This is a genomic window from Bacillus sp. z60-11 (assembly GCF_046464135.1).
Taxonomy (GTDB): domain Bacteria; phylum Bacillota; class Bacilli; order Bacillales; family Bacillaceae; genus Bacillus; species Bacillus sonorensis_A.
In genome coordinates this window covers 59,585-76,861 of the sequence record NZ_JBIYSN010000003.1, presented here as the reverse complement: position 1 = coordinate 76,861, position 17,277 = coordinate 59,585, and the positions used below count along the sequence as shown (strand labels likewise).

Here is a 17,277-nt window from a genome sequence, read left to right as displayed (position 1 = left end):
ATTGGTACTTGAAGCAAATATCAAAGCACAACTAAACCAATACATGCAGATGATTGAAAATGACATCGTCCTTAAAGTCAGTGCAGGCGATGACAGTGTCTCTAAGGATATGCTGGCTCTTGTAGAAGAGCTGGCTTCCATGTCATCCAAAATCACTGTTGAAAAGGCGCAGCTCGACAGAACGCCAAGCTTCAGCGTCAATCGCGCCGGAGAGGAAACAGGCGTGACATTCGCCGGCGTTCCGCTCGGACACGAATTCACATCTTTGGTGCTGGCACTCTTGCAAGTGAGCGGCAGACCGCCAAAAGTCGATCAAAAAATCATCGATCAAATCAAGAACATCAGCGGCGAATTCCGCTTCGAATCTTATATCAGCCTCACATGCCACAACTGCCCTGATGTTGTACAAGCATTGAACATGATGAGTGTGCTCAACCCGAACATCACACACACGATGATTGACGGTGCGGCATACAAATCAGAAGTTGAGAGCAAAAACATCATGGCGGTGCCGACCGTATACTTGAACGGCGAATCCTTTGGCAGCGGCCGAATGACGCTTGAAGAAATTCTTGCGAAGATGGGCAGCGGCACAGAAGCGTCTGAGCTTTCTGATAAAGATCCGTTCGATGTCCTCGTTGTCGGCGGCGGACCTGCCGGTGCAAGCGCAGCGATCTATGCAGCGCGCAAAGGCATCCGCACGGGAATCGTTGCCGAACGCTTCGGCGGCCAAGTCCTTGACACGATGAGCATCGAAAACTTTATCAGCGTGAAGCGCACCGAAGGCCCTAAGCTTGCGGCAAGCCTTGAAGAACATGTGAAGGATTATGATATCGACGTCATGAACCTGCAACGCGCAAAAGGTCTCGAGAAAAAAGATCTGTTTGAACTTGAACTGGAAAACGGCGCTGTTCTGAAAAGCAAAACCGTCATCCTTTCAACAGGGGCCCGCTGGCGCAATATCGGCGTACCTGGTGAACAAGAGTTCAAAAACAAAGGTGTCGCATATTGCCCGCACTGTGACGGTCCACTGTTTGAAGGCAAAGACGTAGCCGTTATTGGCGGCGGCAACTCCGGAATCGAAGCAGCGATTGACCTTGCAGGCATCGTCAACCATGTGACTGTTCTTGAATTCGCGCCGGAGCTGAAAGCGGACGAAGTTCTGCAAAAACGTCTCTACAGCCTCCCTAATGTAACTGTTGTGAAAAACGCGCAAACAAAAGAAATCACAGGCGACGAAAACGTTAACGGCATCACTTACGTTGACCGTGAAACAGGAGCAGAAAAACACGTCGAACTCCAAGGCGTCTTCGTCCAAATCGGCCTTGTGCCAAACACAGAATGGCTGCCGGAAACCGTCGAACGCAACCGCATCGGCGAAATCGCAGTCGATAAACGCGGCGAAACAACCATTCCTGGATTGTTCGCTGCAGGCGACTGCACAGACAGCCCGTATAACCAAATCATCATTTCGATGGGATCTGGTGCAAATGCCGCTTTAGGCGCGTTTGATTACCTGATTCGCAACTAACTAGTATACAAAGCCGCTGTACTGCTTAAATAGCAGTGTGGCGGCTTTTTTCTTTCTATTAAAAAGTAATTAACATACACAATATGCGCACCTGGCATGGTTCACCACACCAAATTCTAAACCCTCCCTCCAGCAACACTTCTTATATCTCTTCCCACTTCCGCATGATCAAAGATCGTGAAGTCGATCACATTGGATAATGGTAGCGGATGAACTGAAGATGAGCCAATCATTGATTTTTTTCTTTGGAAAATTTCCTTTGGTGTGTGACCTTTCAACATCCACAAAGTGATTCAATAATTCACCTAAAGCCTGCTGCCAAGTTTCATTTAGGAGGGTTCTCAGGCGAGACGGAATGTTTAATTAACAGCAGTATTTCCACCTCCTGATTACGGTTTTATCTTTTCATAATGAAAATTAGCGACTTTAACCGCTCTGCTCCTTCAATTTCAAGCTTTTTAAAATGCAAAATTCCACTCCCAACAGCAATAATCACTGTCTTTGTATAATGATTTTGACCTGACGCCGCGCAAGCAAAAATGGGTATCAATTCTATTTTTTCATTCAACACAGCTGTTGGATCAAAGGTCAATCAACTAACATCCCAAATTTTTCTCCGGGTAAACAAGGATTTCCCCGCCAAGTTTCGGCCAATATTCAATTAGCTTCCTCTCTCCTAACCCGCTATCAAAGGTTGAATATCATCCTGTTGACTCCCAAACATCATTCGCAATTGCTTATCAATGATAAGTTATTAAACCCATTTTCATCATAATTCATTTTATCTTTCTAAAAGTTTTCATTTTCATGAGGGTACTAGGATAAGGACACAATTTCTGTATTGACATATTGAAAAATGAAATATATATTTATTGATATTGATAATCATTATCGATTATTTATTCATTTCTCATTCTGCGGGCCATAAAGATGATTCAGTATTTACTAGAGAATTAAAGTACTGGCTCTGGGGGACGTTTAATTGTAAAAAATCTCAGTGTAACAATTTCCAGATAAAAGGTGACAACCATCTCGAATCCAATGGTTGTGGAAAATCTACATCTACTGAAGGCCATTACGCATATTATTCCACATCAATCAGACTCAGTCCTTTTAGCTCGTTTTGCGGATTATATCATTGCATTAAAGACGGCGAAGTCGTGAAGGCTGGGCTTGTGAAGAGGTGAGGACTGCGGGAAGTCTTTCAAATTGATGCCGTTATTGGCCGTGACTCGAGAACAAATAAGTGTTACTTACAATTTATAAAGAGGTGAAAATGAGCATGAAGAAACTATTAATCCCGTTTTTGCTACTGTTAACTCTTATTATTAGTGCATGTGGCAATGAAGAGTCAACAACAAAGGACAGCGGCTCAACAAAAAAAGAATCCGAAACGATTACATACCAAGCGGAAACAGGACCAATTGAAGTTCCAGCTAACCCACAAAGAGTTGTTATGCTTTCAGGCTACACTGGCAATGTTTTAGATTTAGGAGTCAATGTTGTCGGTGTAGACACTTGGTCTAAAAACAATCCAACCTTTAAAGAAAAGTTAAAAGATGTTCAAGAAGTTTCAGAGGATGACCTAGAAAAAATTATTGAATTAGAGCCAGATTTAATCATCGCGTTATCAACGGTAAAAAACTTAGACAAATTAAATGAAATCGCACCTACTGTTACTTATACATGGGGTAAAGTAGATTATTTAACTCAACACGTGGAAATTGGCAAGCTACTAAACAAAGAAAAAGAAGCCCAAGCATGGGTTGATGACTTTAAGCAACGTGCAGAAGAAATTGGAGAAGATATTCGTACAAAAATTGGCGAGAATTCAACAGTATCTGTTATTGAAGCATCTGGGAAAGACCTTTATGTTTTCGGTAATAACTGGGCGCGCGGTACAGAAATCTTATATCAAACGATGAAACTAAAAATGCCTGAAAAAGTAAAGGAAGACGCATTAAAAGCAGGGTATTATACGTTATCAGCTGAAGTGCTTCCAGAATATGCGGGAGATTATGTCATTTTAAGTAAGTACTCTGATGCAAATACCTCTTTCCAAGAAACAGACACATACAAGAACATTCCTGCTGTCCAAAAGGGACATGTCATTGAAATGCAAGGTGAAGGCGCATCATTCACTGACCCAATCACACTTGAAAAGCAACTGGCATTCTTTAAAGAAGCATTTCTAGGAAACTAAAACTGGAAAAAGTAGAGGTCTATTTGAAAAGGGTTGGCCGGAAAGGGACGTTATTTCCCTGTCTGTCAGCCCCTTTCCCATTCTAAGAAAGGAAAATGACGAGCCTTATGGTAAGAAAAACTCTATCTTTTACCTCATTTGCATTCAAACTGATCTTAGGAATTCTAGTTCTGATTGGTATGTTTTTTATAGCGATGATATTTGGAGCTGCAGACGCCTCAGTTGAAGATGTATGGTTGGCTCTTTCGTCTTCTGCAACCGGTGATCATATTTCGATTATCCGTGATATTCGGTTACCTCGCGAAATAGCCGCCATTGTTGTGGGCGCAGCTCTTGCTGTCTCTGGTGCAATCATGCAAGGTATAACAAGAAACCCACTTGCTGATCCAGGTTTACTAGGATTATCTGCTGGGGCTTATGCAGCATTGGCTGTTACGATCGCCTTCGTTCCTTCAGCTAACTACTTTTTGACGATGGTTGCCTGTTTTATTGGAGCCGCAATCGGCGCCTTGTTGGTTTTTGGAATTGGTGCGATGAAAAAAGGCGGATTTTCTCCTCTCCGTATTGTATTAGCGGGTTCTGCTGTTTCCGCCTTTTTATACGCCATTGCCGAAGGGCTTGGCCTTTATTTTAAAATTTCTAAAGATATCTCAATGTGGACAGCAGGAGGGGTTTCCGGAACGAATTGGAACCAACTGCAAACGATTGTACCTTTCATTGTAATTGGAGTTGTTGTTTCCTTTTTCCTTTCGAGACAACTTACCATTCTCAGCTTAAATGAAGAAGTTGCAGTTGGCTTAGGCCAAAATATCATCAGAATTAAAATCCTTCTATTTATTGTCATTATCATTCTCGCCGGGGCATCTGTTGCTCTTGTTGGGAATATGACCTTTATCGGTCTTATAATTCCTCATATTGTTCGAGCAATGGTTGGAACCGATTATCGTTATATTTTACCAATGTCTGCAACTTGTGGTGCTGCTTTTATGCTATTTGCTGATACACTTGGCCGTACCTTAAATGCACCATATGAAACACCTGTTATAGCCATTGTGGCTATGCTAGGTTTACCGTTCTTCCTGATCATTGTCCGAAAGGGAGGAAAAGCACTCTCATGACACATTCAGCACTAATCAAAAAACAGCGAATGATTTTATCGATTTCTCTCATACTCATCCTAGCTACAGCTGTTATTGGGATGGGAATAGGGTCTGCTAGTTTATCTTTTGACAGACTCATCCGGACTCTATTAGGTCAAGGAACCTTTAAAGAGGAATTTATATTATATTCTATTCGCTTGCCTCGAATATTGATTACTTTATTAGCTGGGATGGCACTTGCTTTATCAGGTTCTATTTTGCAAGGAATCACAAAAAATGATTTAGCTGATCCAGGCATTATTGGGATTAATTCCGGTGCTGGGGTTGCCATTGCCATTTTCTTTTTATTTTTCCCAACCGAAGCTGGATCATTTGTTTATATGATTCCAATTGTTGGCTTTATCGGTGCAATTATAACAGGCTTCTTCATTTATCTGTTAGCCTATAACAAAAATAATGGCATGCAGCCTGTAAGCTTAGTCCTCATCGGAGTCGGGTTCTCAACCGCACTTTCCGGAGCTATGATTGTCATTATTTCTTCTGCTGAACGGACAAAAGTCGATTTCATCGCCAAATGGCTGGCAGGAAATATTTGGGGAACAGATTGGCCATTTATTTGGGCTCTCCTGCCTTGGTTAGTCATCTTGATTCCGTTTACTTTGTACAAAGCAAATCGACTAAATCTATTAGGATTAAGCGAGCCTGTAACCATTGGAGTGGGGGTTTCCATTGAAAGGGAGCGGATCATTTTACTTTTAACAGCTGTCGCATTAGCTGCTGCTGCTGTTTCTGTCACTGGAGGTATTACCTTTATCGGATTAATGGCCCCACATATCGCAAAAACTTTGGTAGGACCTAGAAATCAGCTATTTATCCCTGTTGCTATTCTACTTGGCGGTTGGTTATTATTATTCGCCGACACAATCGGACGTAATATCATTGAAACCACTATACCAGCTGGAATCATGGTCTCATTAATCGGGGCACCTTACTTTATTTATTTGTTATTGAAAAAGTAAAAATCCATAAAACGAGGCTGTCCCAATAAGTCTTCAAAAATTCATTTCAAAATGGACCCATTAAATCAAACCCTTTGGTAGCCCATTTTGCAGAGGTGGTATGAAAGGGAGGAATTTTCTCTTTTCAGACGACCTCTTTTATCTATTAGAGTGGAATCTATAAAAACCTCATTTACTTATGATAGGCTCCTCCCGCCTAATTCTCGATATCATGATAAATTGTTCAAGCAACACTTCTTATATTTTTTTCCGCAGCTCGCTGTCATGTTTAATCCTTTGATCCAATGCCGTTCTGATCGTATTAACAGCCAGCTCCTATCTAGGCTTGTTACTAAGCTTTATTTCAACAAAAAACGCTTTGTTATAGCTGCTTCCTTGTCATCGTAGAGTCCATGACAACCGCACGCCGCTTTTTTTGACTCTTTCTCCGGAAAATATTTGCATACTTATATCAATAGGCTGCCATAAATATGGTACTATTATTTTAAAAAAGAGATTCAGAGGCTGAAGCAATGAATGAACTTGTGTTTGAAAAGAGAGAATTTACTCCAGACCATGTGAATGTTGTAAAAACAATGCATTTAAATAACTATCCGATTGTGTATATCCTTTATAATGAGAAAAAGAAACCGACTGCATATATTGGGCAAACGGTTCAAGCTGCACGGCGTTTGAAGAATCATATAGATGATAAAAAGCGGAAAAGTTTAAATCGCTTTATTTTAATCGGCCATGAGAAATTTCATCAGTCTGCGACGTACAATATCGAATCAAATCTAATTAACTATTTTATCGCCGATAACCGCTATCAGCTGCAAAACGTGAGCCAGACCAGGTCTAGAGAAATGCACAATTACTATCAGAAACCCTTTTATAATGAAAATATCTTTCAAGTCATTTGGGAGAAGCTGAGAAAAGAGAAAATTGTGAGCGATTCTCTTGAAAACCTTAGGAATAAAGACATTTATAAGTTATCTCCTTATAAGGAACTCTCACCCCAGCAGCTCGATATTAAAAATAAGATCCTTGATTTCTGTAAAGAACATATACAAAAAGAAGGAAATCATGTCATTGTCATTGAAGGAGATGCCGGCACAGGTAAAAGTGTCTTATTAACCTCTCTGTTTAATACGATTCAAGACTTGGCTAACAGCGGGGACCCTTTTTTAGGTAAAAAAGATAATTACTTGCTGGTGAATCACAGTGAAATGCTGAAGACTTATAAAAGTATCGCCAACAGCTTACCGAATTTGAAGAAAAAGAGTCTTATGAAGCCAACACCATTTATTAATGAGAAAACAAAGACGGGAGCAACAGCGGATATCGTATTAGTAGACGAAGCTCATCTGCTTTTGACAAAGGAAGATTCCTATAACAATTTTCGCTACCAAAACCAGCTGGATGAGATCATTAGGCGAAGTAAAATCACTGTTGTGATCTTTGATCCAAAACAAGTCCTAAAGATTAAAAGTTATTGGAACGATAGGCTGCTCGAAGAAATCATCAATCAGTATGATGCGAAAACCGTAAAACTTACAGACCAAATGAGAATGAACGCCAATCCAGAAACGATGAAGTGGATTGACAGCTTTGTTGAAAAGAAAGTTCTTCCCTTGCCGACTGAAGACTCCTCCTTCGAGCTAAAAATATTCGAAGATGCTGCTGCGTTTAAAACAGCTATTGAACATAAAAACAGTGAAGACGGGCTCTCCCGGATTGTCTCGACCTTTGATTATTTACATAAAAAAGATAAAAAGACTTACATCGTTGATGAAGAAGGGATTAACATGCCCTGGAACAGCACCCAGGATAAAGTGACATGGGCCGAAAATCCAAATTCTATTAAAGAAGTCGGCTCCATTTATACTGTTCAAGGGTTTGATCTAAATTACGTCGGCGTCGTTCTCGGCCCTTCTGTAAGCTATGATGAAGACAACGACGAACTGGTAATTGATACTTCTAAATACAAAGATAAAGGGGCATTCGTGTCACGTACAGATTTGTCTCCAGAACAGAATGAACAAATTAAAGAACAAATCATATTAAATTCAATAAATGTCCTGATGAAGCGGGGCATACACGGCCTCTATATTTATGCGACAGACCCTAAATTAAGAAAGAGACTACTCGAGTTAGAAAGGGGAAAATGATCATGAGTGATATCCAAAACCTAATCAACGCAATCAACGAATTCAGAGATGAACGAAACTGGAGACAATACCATAACCCAAAAGACCTCGCCATCTCAATCTCCATCGAAGCAGCAGAGCTGCTCGAAGACTTCCAATGGATCAGCAGTGAAGAAGCACTCAAAGCAAATAAAGAAAACATCCGTGAAGAAATCGCGGATGTTTTGATCTACTCACTCATGCTGTGCAACGATCTTGGACTGGATGTGAAAGAGATTGTGGAAGAGAAAATTGTGAAGAACGGGAGGAAGTATCCGGTTAAAAATAATGGTTAAGACTCTCCTTTGACACTTTTAAGTAGAGAGAGCTTCTTTCACAATTGAAGACCGCTCTCTCTATCTCCATGATGCGTCGATTTTTATGGCGCTCTGCTCATCTCCCTACTTCATTTGCTTTACACCGTTAGCTTGCTCCATGTTATTTTTTCATTGTTTCAAAAAATGACATTTGTCATCCGATTTTCATGACATCACTTACTAAAATCCGCCTTCCTCAGCTTATACAATAAAATGAGTAAATCAGGAGGTGGTTTATAAGTCATGTGCAATGTTGTGAGCTTGACGAATGTAACAAAGACTTTCCGCCAAAAAACGGCGGTTGATCAGATAGATTTTTCAATTGAAAAAGGAGAAATTGTCGCGATTCTCGGGCCGAACGGAGCCGGGAAAACGACGACGATTTCAATGATGCTGGGGCTGTTAAAGCCGACGGACGGTGACGTTAGATTATTTCATGCCTCACCCCAAGAAAGGCGCGTGCGCGAGAAAATCGGCACGATGCTGCAGGAAGTCAGTGTGATGCCGGGGTTAAATGCAGGGGAAATCATCGAACTCGTTCGAAGCTACTATCCAAAGCCCTTGCCCCTTCAAACGCTTTTGCGTTTAACAGGCCTGACAGATCGCGATTTAAAAACGCGGGCAGAAAAGTTGTCCGGCGGACAAAAACGCCGGCTGAGCTTTGCCTTGGCGCTTGCCGGCGATCCTGAGCTGATGATCTTTGACGAACCTACAGTCGGAATGGATATCACATCAAGAAACCGCTTTTGGCAAACGATCCATAACCTTGCTGATCAAGGAAAAACGATTATTTTTTCAACTCACTATTTACAAGAAGCAGATGATGCCGCACAGCGAATCCTGCTCTTTAAAGACGGCAGCATTGTCGCAGACGGAACACCGCAGGAAATCAAAGCAAACATTGTGAGGCAGTCCGTTTCATTTATGGCGGACCCGGAACAACCGCTGGAAAAGCTGTATCAGCACCCTGAAATCGAGCGGATTTACAGAAAAAACAAGCGCATCTTCATCGAAACAGCCAATACGGACAACATCCTGGCGCTCATTTTCGAGGAGAAGATCGGCGCTTATGATATTCAAATCGAACGCGGCAATCTGGAGAAGGCGTTCAGTCAGCTGACAGACAAAGGAGACGAGGAAAAATGAGCGTATTTCAGATGCAGTGCAAAACAGAGATCAAAAGAATGCTCAGAAATCGATATTATGTTTTTTGGTCGCTGGCGATGCCGATTGCTTTCTACTATATTTTCACCAATATCGTCAACACGAACGCTTCCGACCCTGAGGCCTGGAAAGCGCATTATTTAATGTCGATGACATCATTCAGTGTGATGGGCTCCTCGATCATGACGCTCGGAATCCGCATGGTACAAGAGCGCGCTCAAGGCTGGTCGACGTTTATTCGCGTGACTCCCCTCCCGGATCATGTATATTTTGCCGCGCAAATGGCCGGGCAAAGTGTCATTCATCTCCTGTCGATTACGGTAATCTTCTTATCCGGCGCTTTGATCAACGGCGTTTCTTTAACCCCGTTGGAATGGATTTTGAGCGGCTTGTGGATCTTGCTTGGCTCGCTCCCGTTTCTGGCGATCGGAACATTGATTGGGATGATGAAAAAAGTCGACACAGCGGCCGGAGTCAGCAATGTGCTCTATATGGCGCTCGCTGTTGCCGGCGGGATGTGGATGCCGCTTGAGGTGATGCCGAAAATGATGCAGAATATCGGCTATTGGCTGCCTTCCTATCATTTTGGCAGCGGAGCGTGGGAGATTGTGAAAGGCGAAATGCCCGGCTGGCAAAACATTCTCATCCTGTTGACCTATTCAGCAGCACTTATGCTACTATCTAAATATCTGAGAAAAAAACAAGAAGCGGTGTGAGCCAGAATGAAAAAATCGTTCAGCATGTTTCCGAGCCGATACGGCTTTTTTCCTTATATCTTTTTAATCTATTTGCTGCTGCCGATCAGCTATTTGACATATCAGACGGCGGGCCTGAAACAGCTGATCGGCTTCGGACTGGTGCTGCTTTTCCTTGTGACGTACCGCCAGCTTTATTTTATTTCGCCGCAAAAAAAATTGTTTTCTTATTGGCTGGCCATCCAGCTTTCGATCATTTTAATCTACACTGTATTCTATGATATCAACTTAGTCTTTTTAGGCTTTTTTCCAGCAAACTTTATCGGTTATTACCGGGAAAAAAAGAAGTTCCGGCGCGGGCTTGCCAGCCTGGTTGTTGTATTGGTCGCCCCTTTCACCTATCATCTGCTCAATGATCAGTCGCTGCACAACCAGCTCTCTTATTTTCTGCCCTTTCTCGTGATTATGCTCATTTCACCATTTGGCATCCGTTCGATGAACCGCCGCATGGAGCTGGAACAAGAGCTTGATGAAGCCAATCAGCATATTCAGGAACTGGTCAAGCGCGAGGAGCGTGTCCGGATTGCCCGCGATCTCCATGATACACTTGGCCATACCCTGTCACTGCTCACATTAAAAAGCCAGCTTGTCCAGCGCACCGTCGCAAGCGATCCCGAACGGGCGCGAAAAGAAGCAAGAGAAATGGAAACCACATCAAGAGCGGCTTTAAAACAAGTCCGAGAACTCGTGTCTGATATGAAAACGGCAACGATCGCCGAAGAGCTCATTCACATCCAGCAAATCCTGCGGGCTGCCGACATCACATTCGAATACATGGGAGATTCCGATTTTTCAAGCATCCCTCCCGTCACACAAAACATTGTCAGCATGTGTATTCGCGAAGCCGCCACAAATATCGTCAAACACAGCCGCGCCACCCACTGCATCATTTCCATTTCGCAAACAGACGAAAACATGAGCATCACCGTCAAGGACGACGGAATGGGAATCGATCAGCAAAAACCGTTTGGAAACGGCCTGCGCGGGATGAAAGAAAGGCTCTCATTAATCGACGGAGACATCGATGTTTCAACCCATAACGGCGCTGTATTAAAGATAACCGTTCCCATGATAAAGAAAGAACGAAAAGAGGAAATGCTATGATTCGTATATTCATTGCCGAGGATCAAAAGATGCTGTTAAGCGCGCTCGGCTCCTTGCTTGATCTGGAAGAAGACATGGAAGTGATCGGCCAAGCGATAAACGGTGAAGAAGCACTCGCCGCCATTCTCAAACTGGAACCGGATGTCTGCCTCATGGATATCGAAATGCCGGTCAAAAGCGGCCTGGAAGTGGCCGAAGAGCTCGCAAAGCAAGGCGCAAAAACGAAAATCATCATCCTAACGACGTTTGCGCGTCCCGGCTACTTCGAACGCGCCGTCAAAAGCAATGTCCACGGCTACCTGCTCAAGGATGGAGAAATCGACGACCTCGCCGCTGCCATCCGCAAATGCACAGAAGGCAAACGAACCTTCAGCCCGGAACTCAGCTTCGCCGCCATCCGCGAAACAAACCCGCTCACCGAACGCGAACAGGCCATCCTCCGCCTCGCCGCTCTCGGTAAGACGACGAAAGAAATCTCCGCGGAACTTTTCTTGTCGTCAGGAACCGTCCGGAATTATATTTCTGAAATGATGCAGAAGCTGGATGCGAAAAACCGGATGGAAGCGGCGAGGATTGCAGAGGGGAAGGGGTGGGTTTGAGTGTGGTCTGGGTGATCAGCAGTTTATTGCTCGATGGGCATTTCAGATGCTTTAGCTGGCCTTTCAGCTCAATTTCATGACCTTTTAGGACAGCTCCTTTATTGAACAATGATCATTCCTAACCATCGACACTCTCGTTTTGAGATGTTTTTAGAACAACTCCTCCTTAATCGATAAGTTCACCTGAACATTCTTTTAGTTGTTCAATACCAATTTCTATCGCTCTTTTCTCTGTATCAATCAGTGATAAACCTTGTTTAATTGGACTCCAATACTCATGTTCATACTCGTCATCCCATTCAAACCATGCAAAGACTTCTGTTGTGTATAGACCATCATGTCTTTTCATAATTTCAACTTTGTATTTTTTACTTGGTGATAAAAATTTTTTTACAATTTTCTTCATAGATACCGAAGGTCCTTGTCTAATTTGATTTTTAAAAAGTTGGTAACTCGGGATAAAAACACAATTACTTTTATATATATGGTAAATGTCATATTTATCTCCTTTCAACGTTTAAAAAGTACACAGAGAGTCTTCTAATTCTTACTGCGTAAAAAAGAACACTTACACATTTTGCGAAGTGTTCCTATTCCCATTTTCCTTTGAAGCTCCTTGCTTGACCATTTGATCAAAAGTGCTTCTGTAGCTTTGATTTTGAAAACCAATACATTGTCATACCAAAGAATATTCCACCTATAACCCAAACAAATATATTCCACAAACTTACATTTATTTCACCAGTCGATAAATAAGGAGATACATATTCCATAAAAATTAACATGGATAACCCCCATTGAAAACCAGCTAAAAATGACGTTTTTTTCAAGCGTTTTTTCTTTTCCTCATATTCTTCTATCGAAGCACAATCTGTTTCATCAAGATGTTTTTTCCTCATTTTTATAATAATCATAGCCCCGTAAATCATATTAATCATGAAAAGTGAAGGTGTCGCAAACGATAGGGTGTTTTGTATTGTATCAATGATGAGACTAATGAACATTAATAACATGGATAAATACCATAACAAAACCCCAGAAAAGGCTAATTCCTTATAAATTTCATAACGCTGATATTCATCACGATCGTCAACTGCGCCAATAAAGCGATTAAGTATTTGATTCTTCATTCATTTTCTCCTCCCAAAATAGAGTGTTAAGGTCTGTTTTGAGCTCCTTAGCTAAGGAAATACACAAAGACAAAGAGGGGTTATACTTATCATTTTCAATTAGATTAATGGTTTGTCTTGCAACACCAACTCTTTTGGCAAGTTCAATCTGAGTAAGGTTGCATCGTTTTCTATACTCTTTGACCCTGTTCAAGCCAAACACCCTTTCATCACCATCGATATGTACAATATATATGACATTTATTCAGATGTCAATTATATGTTACACTGAGATAAGCCTATAAATTATAATTTCAAAGTTCCTTTTCAAAATTCAAAATAAAAAAGACCGTCTTATTGACGATCTATTGTTAAAGATAGGATCCCAAATCCACGTAACGCTTAAAAAACGTCAGGGCCATATCCAGGTTTCGGTGACCAATACTGGTCCGGGCATCCCCGCCGAACATGCGGGCAAGATCTATGCGAAGAGTGTGCCGAACGAGAAGACGACGTTTTATGTTCAGCTGGACTGACTAAAAAGCATATGGCGCCGGAACGTGTAACAAACAACCATGTTGAAACAGCTGTGTCATCATTGGAAAAGCTCGGCATACAGCCGAGCTTTTATCTTACAGTCCAGTATACTAAATTTTCTGCGTGTCTTTCCTTTCTTGAAGTTCGTACATCGCAACCTTATAACTTATTACTTCTAAATGTTTTAGGTTTTCATTGATTTTATTCTGTACTTCTAATTTATGCTGCATCATCATTTCTTTTCTTTGCAGGAATGTTTCATCGCCTAATTCATAAAGATCGATATATTCTTTTATTTTAGAAATAGGCATTCCTGTCAACCGCAGAGATCGGATAAAGTTGATCCATCTCAAATCGTCATCATTATATATTCTACGACCATTTGAATCTCGAGAAATTTTTCTTAACAACCCTTCCGTTTCATAAAATCTGAGTGTATTTGCAGTCACATGTAAGTTATCAACTACATATTTCATCGAAAATGACATCCGATCCGTCCCCTTTCGTTATAGTTACTATAACGAAATGCAGATCAAAAAGATAGAAAAATGCTTTAGTAACCTCTACCTAATAGCAAATTCTATTGTAAAAACATATATTTGACTTCGAGCAGCAATAATAAACTACATTAGAAGTACCGGGAAATAGAAAACATCAAAACTGGAGGCAATTAAGCGATGAACTCAAACTATGAAAATGGAAAAAAACTTTTTCAAGAAACTGATGAAGCAGGAATCCAAGCGGTTATTCATACTTTAAACGATGTATCTCCCCACATAAGTCGGTACATTATTGAATTTTTTGGGCAAGTTTTCAATAATCCCGTACTCACCTATCAACAAAGAGAAATGATCGTGATCTCTGCGTTAACATCGTTAGGTGATACTCCAAATCAACTCAAGTGGCACATGAATTTCGGTTTGAAAGTTGGAATTACGCCAAACGAAATTATTGAAATTGCTACCCATTGTATTCCGTTTTGCGGGGCTCCTCGTGCTTTAAATGCCATTACCGTTGCGAAACAACTTTTTGCAGAACAAAATATCGAAGTAAACATCGAGGACGAACTACTACATTCTATAGGGGAACGACGGGAAAGAGGCGTAGCAAAACTTCAAGAAATCGACGGCAAACATGGTGAGGCGGTTGCCGATTCACTTGCCGAGATTGCCCCTGTATTAGCTGAACAAATCATTGAATTTGCGTTTGGTGAAATCTACAGCCGCTCAGGACTAAACCCTAAACAGCGCCAACTCGTCACATTAGGAGCCTTAACTGCTCAAGGTGGATGCGAGACACAGTTGCACGTTCATCTCAATGCCTCCATTCGTGTAGGTCTAACGAGACAAGAAGTGATTGAGGCATTACTGCAATGCTACCCATACACGGGGTTTCCTAAAGTCTTGAATGCTGTAAATGTTGCCAAAAAGATATTTTTAACATAGTCATTCACCGGTAGGGCAAGTTGATAAAAAGACCGGACTTCACTCACAGAGTTTTTCCGGTCTTTTTACATCCTAACTTGATCAATTCATTTTGAGCACTTCCGACTCATAGGACTTAAAAGCATTTTCCATGCCCATAATGACATCTTTAATTTTCATGTATCCCTGGGTATAAATCTTTAATTTCTTTCTCACATATGGCTTTTATTCATTAATTCTTCCAGTACGTCCTTCCGAATTTCTATAACGGCCGAATCCTCCATCGCTTTGATCGTAAAGTTGGTGGGCTGGCCTGTTACCATAGGATGTAACAAAATCATTCTCCAAAGCGACATTATATTCCCTGCCGTTGGCCAGCGTGTAAAATAACCGGAATAAACCTTCTGAGCAAAAATAATTGCAGCTTACGTGATCACCAGACTCAATCAGGCGCGTTCCTTTATTTACTAGCCTTGCACAAGTTAACTTGACAAACAAAGTCCATTCTTCCTCCGAAATCGAAGCTTGCTTCACTCTATTTTCTAATGAGCGATAATAACGGTATATATGCTCTCCTTTAAAAATTGCCGTTATTTGTGATAAGGCTCCCCCCGATTAATCCGAAACGCCCGATAAACCTGCTCGAGTAAAATCAGCCTCATCAGCTGATGTGGAAACGTCATCCTTGAAAACGACAGCTCTTCATCTGCGCGCTTCAGGACGGCGTCGCTCAAGCCGAGCGAGCCGCCGATGACGAAGGTTACCTTGCTCTTTCCATATGTGGCGAGTCTATCCATATTATCGGCTAGTTCTTCTGAGCTTTTCATTTTTCCTTCGATCGCGAGGGCGATGACGTGGGCGTCGGGGCTGATTTTGGAGAGGAGCCGTTCGCCTTCTTTTTCTTTGATGATTTTCATGTCCTGGTCGCTTAAGTTTTCCGGCGCTTTTTCGTCCGGGAGTTCGATGATGTCGATTTTGGCGTAGGCTGAAAGCCGTTTGTTGTATTCGTCGATTCCTTGTTTTAAATATTTTTCTTTCAGTTTTCCGATTGCTACGATTGATATATTCACAGGTCATCCCCACTTTAAGAACAAGTTATTCAGATAGCTTATCCACAATTGTGGATAAGGGTTGTGTATTTAGTGCCCGATCATTCGTTCCCCACTATATATATTGCGGGCTTATCGCACAATTCACAGGTTGTGGATAAGCTGTGTGTATGTTCGATTTTTCTGATTTCCGGGGCTAATTCTTCCTCATCCACATACATGTCAATGACGGTCTCAATATGTTCTTCGCAAGACTTCATGAAAGTCCCTCCAATATCTGTATCATTGGGCTCTTTTATGAAAAAGCTCCCTATTCAATATACCCTATTTATTCACATGTTAATAGGTTTTACCCTTCTTTAGATCATTTATCCACAAGCCCTTTGGATAACTTTCCACACAAAAAGCACTGGCCTCCTGGCCAATGCTGAATGTCTCCGCTGTCTGCTTTTCATTTATACCGCTTCGCTTTTCACACCTTGATGATCTTCTGATATCTGTTTGTTGATGAGATGCTGCAAATAAGTGACGTTGAACAAGAAGGTCATCACCCCATTTGTCTTCAATTGCCGCTTTAGAAGAGCCTTCCGAATCCTGAAACAGCTTCTGATGTTTACAAAGCAGAATAAAAGGAATGAAACTTGAGGCAAAAAGCTGTGCGCTGGGTACAGAGCGCGCAGCAGGATGTTGTCGCCATAAGGGAGAACATCTTCTAAGACATAATGTAGGCTTGCCCAAAACGATTCCAGCATTGAAAAAGCAAATAAGAGCACCGTCACTTTTATCGCAATGTACGGGAGCTTGATCTGATACCTCTCGAACAGCTGTCTTCTCGACAGAAACCAAAATGGAATATACATCCCGAAGGTTACGAGCGTTAACAAAAGCGCGTGATCGGCTCGAATCTTCGGAAATTCCGCAAATTCTTTCATTGTTAAACCAACTTCTTTCCTTGCCATCTATACTTTTCCACTTTCCATATAAAAAGGTACTATAACGCAATTGATAAATCAAAACCAAATCTAGCTATTTAATGGAATTTTTTTAGGTATATCAGTTCCTTTTTTTGATGACGATAAATAAATCGGGTCTTTTGGATCGAGGCAAATTTCGTGCTTTTTCTTTGGGAATCGACAATCAATAGGGCTAAAATCGTCATTTTTTTCATCCTGTAATATTAAATCTCACTTTCTGTAAC

19 protein-coding genes and 3 pseudogenes are annotated in these 17,277 nt (G+C 41.6%); 11 read left to right on the top strand and 11 right to left on the bottom strand.

What is annotated here, in order from left to right; all coding sequences use genetic code 11:
* Nucleotide 1: 1 nt before the first annotated feature.
* On the top strand, nt 2–1,531 hold the full coding sequence (gene ahpF / locus ACINLD_RS10345) for an alkyl hydroperoxide reductase subunit F (protein WP_077735897.1): 1,530 nt from the start codon (nt 2–4) through the stop codon (nt 1,529–1,531).
* Nucleotides 1,532–1,600: 69 nt separating this feature from the next.
* On the opposite strand, the pseudogene ACINLD_RS10340 reads toward ahpF, so the two are convergent.
* Nucleotides 1,601–1,696 (bottom strand): annotated as a pseudogene (locus ACINLD_RS10340) (SEC-C metal-binding domain-containing protein); the annotation flags it as partial.
* A gap of 259 nt (nt 1,697–1,955) precedes the next feature.
* A pseudogene (locus ACINLD_RS10335) lies at nt 1,956–2,232 on the bottom strand (thioredoxin reductase); the annotation flags it as partial.
* A 581-nt stretch (nt 2,233–2,813) separates the two neighbouring features.
* Here ACINLD_RS10335 and ACINLD_RS10330 point away from each other — a divergent pair.
* From ACINLD_RS10330 to ACINLD_RS10290, 9 genes are all read left to right on the top strand, one after another.
* The gene (locus ACINLD_RS10330; protein WP_077736134.1) at nt 2,814–3,734 is read left to right on the top strand and encodes an iron-hydroxamate ABC transporter substrate-binding protein; all 921 of its coding nucleotides are present in this window, start codon (nt 2,814–2,816) and stop codon (nt 3,732–3,734) included.
* A gap of 107 nt (nt 3,735–3,841) precedes the next feature.
* The gene (locus tag ACINLD_RS10325; RefSeq protein WP_409444427.1) at nt 3,842–4,852 is read left to right on the top strand and encodes a FecCD family ABC transporter permease; all 1,011 of its coding nucleotides are present in this window, start codon (nt 3,842–3,844) and stop codon (nt 4,850–4,852) included.
* The gene (locus ACINLD_RS10320; protein WP_077735895.1) at nt 4,849–5,853 is read left to right on the top strand and encodes a FecCD family ABC transporter permease; all 1,005 of its coding nucleotides are present in this window, start codon (nt 4,849–4,851) and stop codon (nt 5,851–5,853) included. Before ACINLD_RS10325 ends, ACINLD_RS10320 begins: the two co-directional genes overlap by 4 nt.
* A 512-nt stretch (nt 5,854–6,365) precedes the next feature.
* Complete coding sequence (locus ACINLD_RS10315) at nt 6,366–8,003, top strand: DUF2075 domain-containing protein (protein WP_077735894.1); 1,638 nt, start codon at nt 6,366–6,368, stop codon at nt 8,001–8,003.
* Nucleotides 8,004–8,005: 2 nt separating this feature from the next.
* Nucleotides 8,006–8,317, top strand: coding sequence for a nucleotide pyrophosphohydrolase (locus ACINLD_RS10310; RefSeq protein WP_026589429.1), 312 nt, complete (start codon nt 8,006–8,008; stop codon nt 8,315–8,317).
* Nucleotides 8,318–8,581: 264 nt separating this feature from the next.
* Nucleotides 8,582–9,484: an ABC transporter ATP-binding protein gene (locus ACINLD_RS10305; protein ID WP_026589430.1), complete on the top strand. Its 903-nt coding sequence runs from the start codon at nt 8,582–8,584 to the stop codon at nt 9,482–9,484.
* Nucleotides 9,481–10,218 (top strand): ABC transporter permease, encoded by a 738-nt coding sequence (locus ACINLD_RS10300; RefSeq protein ID WP_026589431.1) that lies wholly within the window; start codon nt 9,481–9,483, stop codon nt 10,216–10,218. The genes ACINLD_RS10305 and ACINLD_RS10300 overlap by 4 nt, the downstream gene beginning before the upstream one ends.
* Before the next feature lie 6 nt (nt 10,219–10,224).
* Nucleotides 10,225–11,361 carry a sensor histidine kinase gene (locus tag ACINLD_RS10295; RefSeq protein ID WP_026589432.1) on the top strand — a complete coding sequence of 379 codons (1,137 nt, stop codon included), beginning with the start codon at nt 10,225–10,227 and terminating at the stop codon, nt 11,359–11,361.
* Complete coding sequence (locus tag ACINLD_RS10290; protein WP_077735893.1) at nt 11,358–11,960, top strand: response regulator transcription factor; 603 nt, start codon at nt 11,358–11,360, stop codon at nt 11,958–11,960. The genes ACINLD_RS10295 and ACINLD_RS10290 overlap by 4 nt, the downstream gene beginning before the upstream one ends.
* A gap of 166 nt (nt 11,961–12,126) precedes the next feature.
* Here ACINLD_RS10290 and ACINLD_RS10285 read toward each other — a convergent pair whose 3' ends face one another.
* From ACINLD_RS10285 to ACINLD_RS10270, 4 genes are all read right to left on the bottom strand, one after another.
* The gene (locus ACINLD_RS10285) at nt 12,127–12,366 is read right to left on the bottom strand and encodes a hypothetical protein (protein ID WP_077736133.1); all 240 of its coding nucleotides are present in this window, start codon (nt 12,364–12,366) and stop codon (nt 12,127–12,129) included.
* A 226-nt stretch (nt 12,367–12,592) separates the two neighbouring features.
* Nucleotides 12,593–13,090: a DUF3278 domain-containing protein gene (locus tag ACINLD_RS10280; RefSeq protein WP_410206985.1), complete on the bottom strand. Its 498-nt coding sequence runs from the start codon at nt 13,088–13,090 to the stop codon at nt 12,593–12,595.
* Complete coding sequence (locus tag ACINLD_RS10275; RefSeq protein WP_026589436.1) at nt 13,071–13,283, bottom strand: helix-turn-helix transcriptional regulator; 213 nt, start codon at nt 13,281–13,283, stop codon at nt 13,071–13,073. The genes ACINLD_RS10280 and ACINLD_RS10275 overlap by 20 nt, the downstream gene beginning before the upstream one ends.
* A 433-nt stretch (nt 13,284–13,716) precedes the next feature.
* Complete coding sequence (locus ACINLD_RS10270) at nt 13,717–14,082, bottom strand: MerR family transcriptional regulator (protein WP_236251182.1); 366 nt, start codon at nt 14,080–14,082, stop codon at nt 13,717–13,719.
* A gap of 201 nt (nt 14,083–14,283) precedes the next feature.
* Here ACINLD_RS10270 and ACINLD_RS10265 point away from each other — a divergent pair, with 201 nt between their 5' ends.
* A complete protein-coding gene (locus ACINLD_RS10265; RefSeq protein WP_051290447.1) occupies nt 14,284–15,051 on the top strand; it encodes a carboxymuconolactone decarboxylase family protein in 768 nt (255 codons plus the stop codon).
* 81 nt (nt 15,052–15,132) lie between these two features.
* On the opposite strand, the pseudogene ACINLD_RS10260 reads toward ACINLD_RS10265, so the two are convergent.
* The 5 genes and pseudogenes from ACINLD_RS10260 to ACINLD_RS10240 form a co-directional block, all read right to left on the bottom strand.
* Nucleotides 15,133–15,225, bottom strand: a pseudogene (locus ACINLD_RS10260) (Darcynin 2); the annotation flags it as partial.
* Nucleotides 15,226–15,242: 17 nt separating this feature from the next.
* On the bottom strand, nt 15,243–15,365 hold the full coding sequence (locus ACINLD_RS10255) for a cyclic nucleotide-binding domain-containing protein (RefSeq protein WP_218669744.1): 123 nt from the start codon (nt 15,363–15,365) through the stop codon (nt 15,243–15,245).
* Nucleotides 15,366–15,620: 255 nt separating this feature from the next.
* Complete coding sequence (gene rlmH / locus ACINLD_RS10250; protein WP_077735892.1) at nt 15,621–16,100, bottom strand: 23S rRNA (pseudouridine(1915)-N(3))-methyltransferase RlmH; 480 nt, start codon at nt 16,098–16,100, stop codon at nt 15,621–15,623.
* A gap of 80 nt (nt 16,101–16,180) precedes the next feature.
* Nucleotides 16,181–16,339, bottom strand: a complete 159-nt coding sequence (locus ACINLD_RS10245) for a CxxH/CxxC protein (protein ID WP_077735891.1) — start codon at nt 16,337–16,339, stop codon at nt 16,181–16,183.
* A gap of 79 nt (nt 16,340–16,418) precedes the next feature.
* Nucleotides 16,419–17,093, bottom strand: a complete 675-nt coding sequence (locus ACINLD_RS10240) for a hypothetical protein (RefSeq protein ID WP_410206984.1) — start codon at nt 17,091–17,093, stop codon at nt 16,419–16,421.
* Between the last annotated feature and the right edge of the window lie 184 nt (nt 17,094–17,277).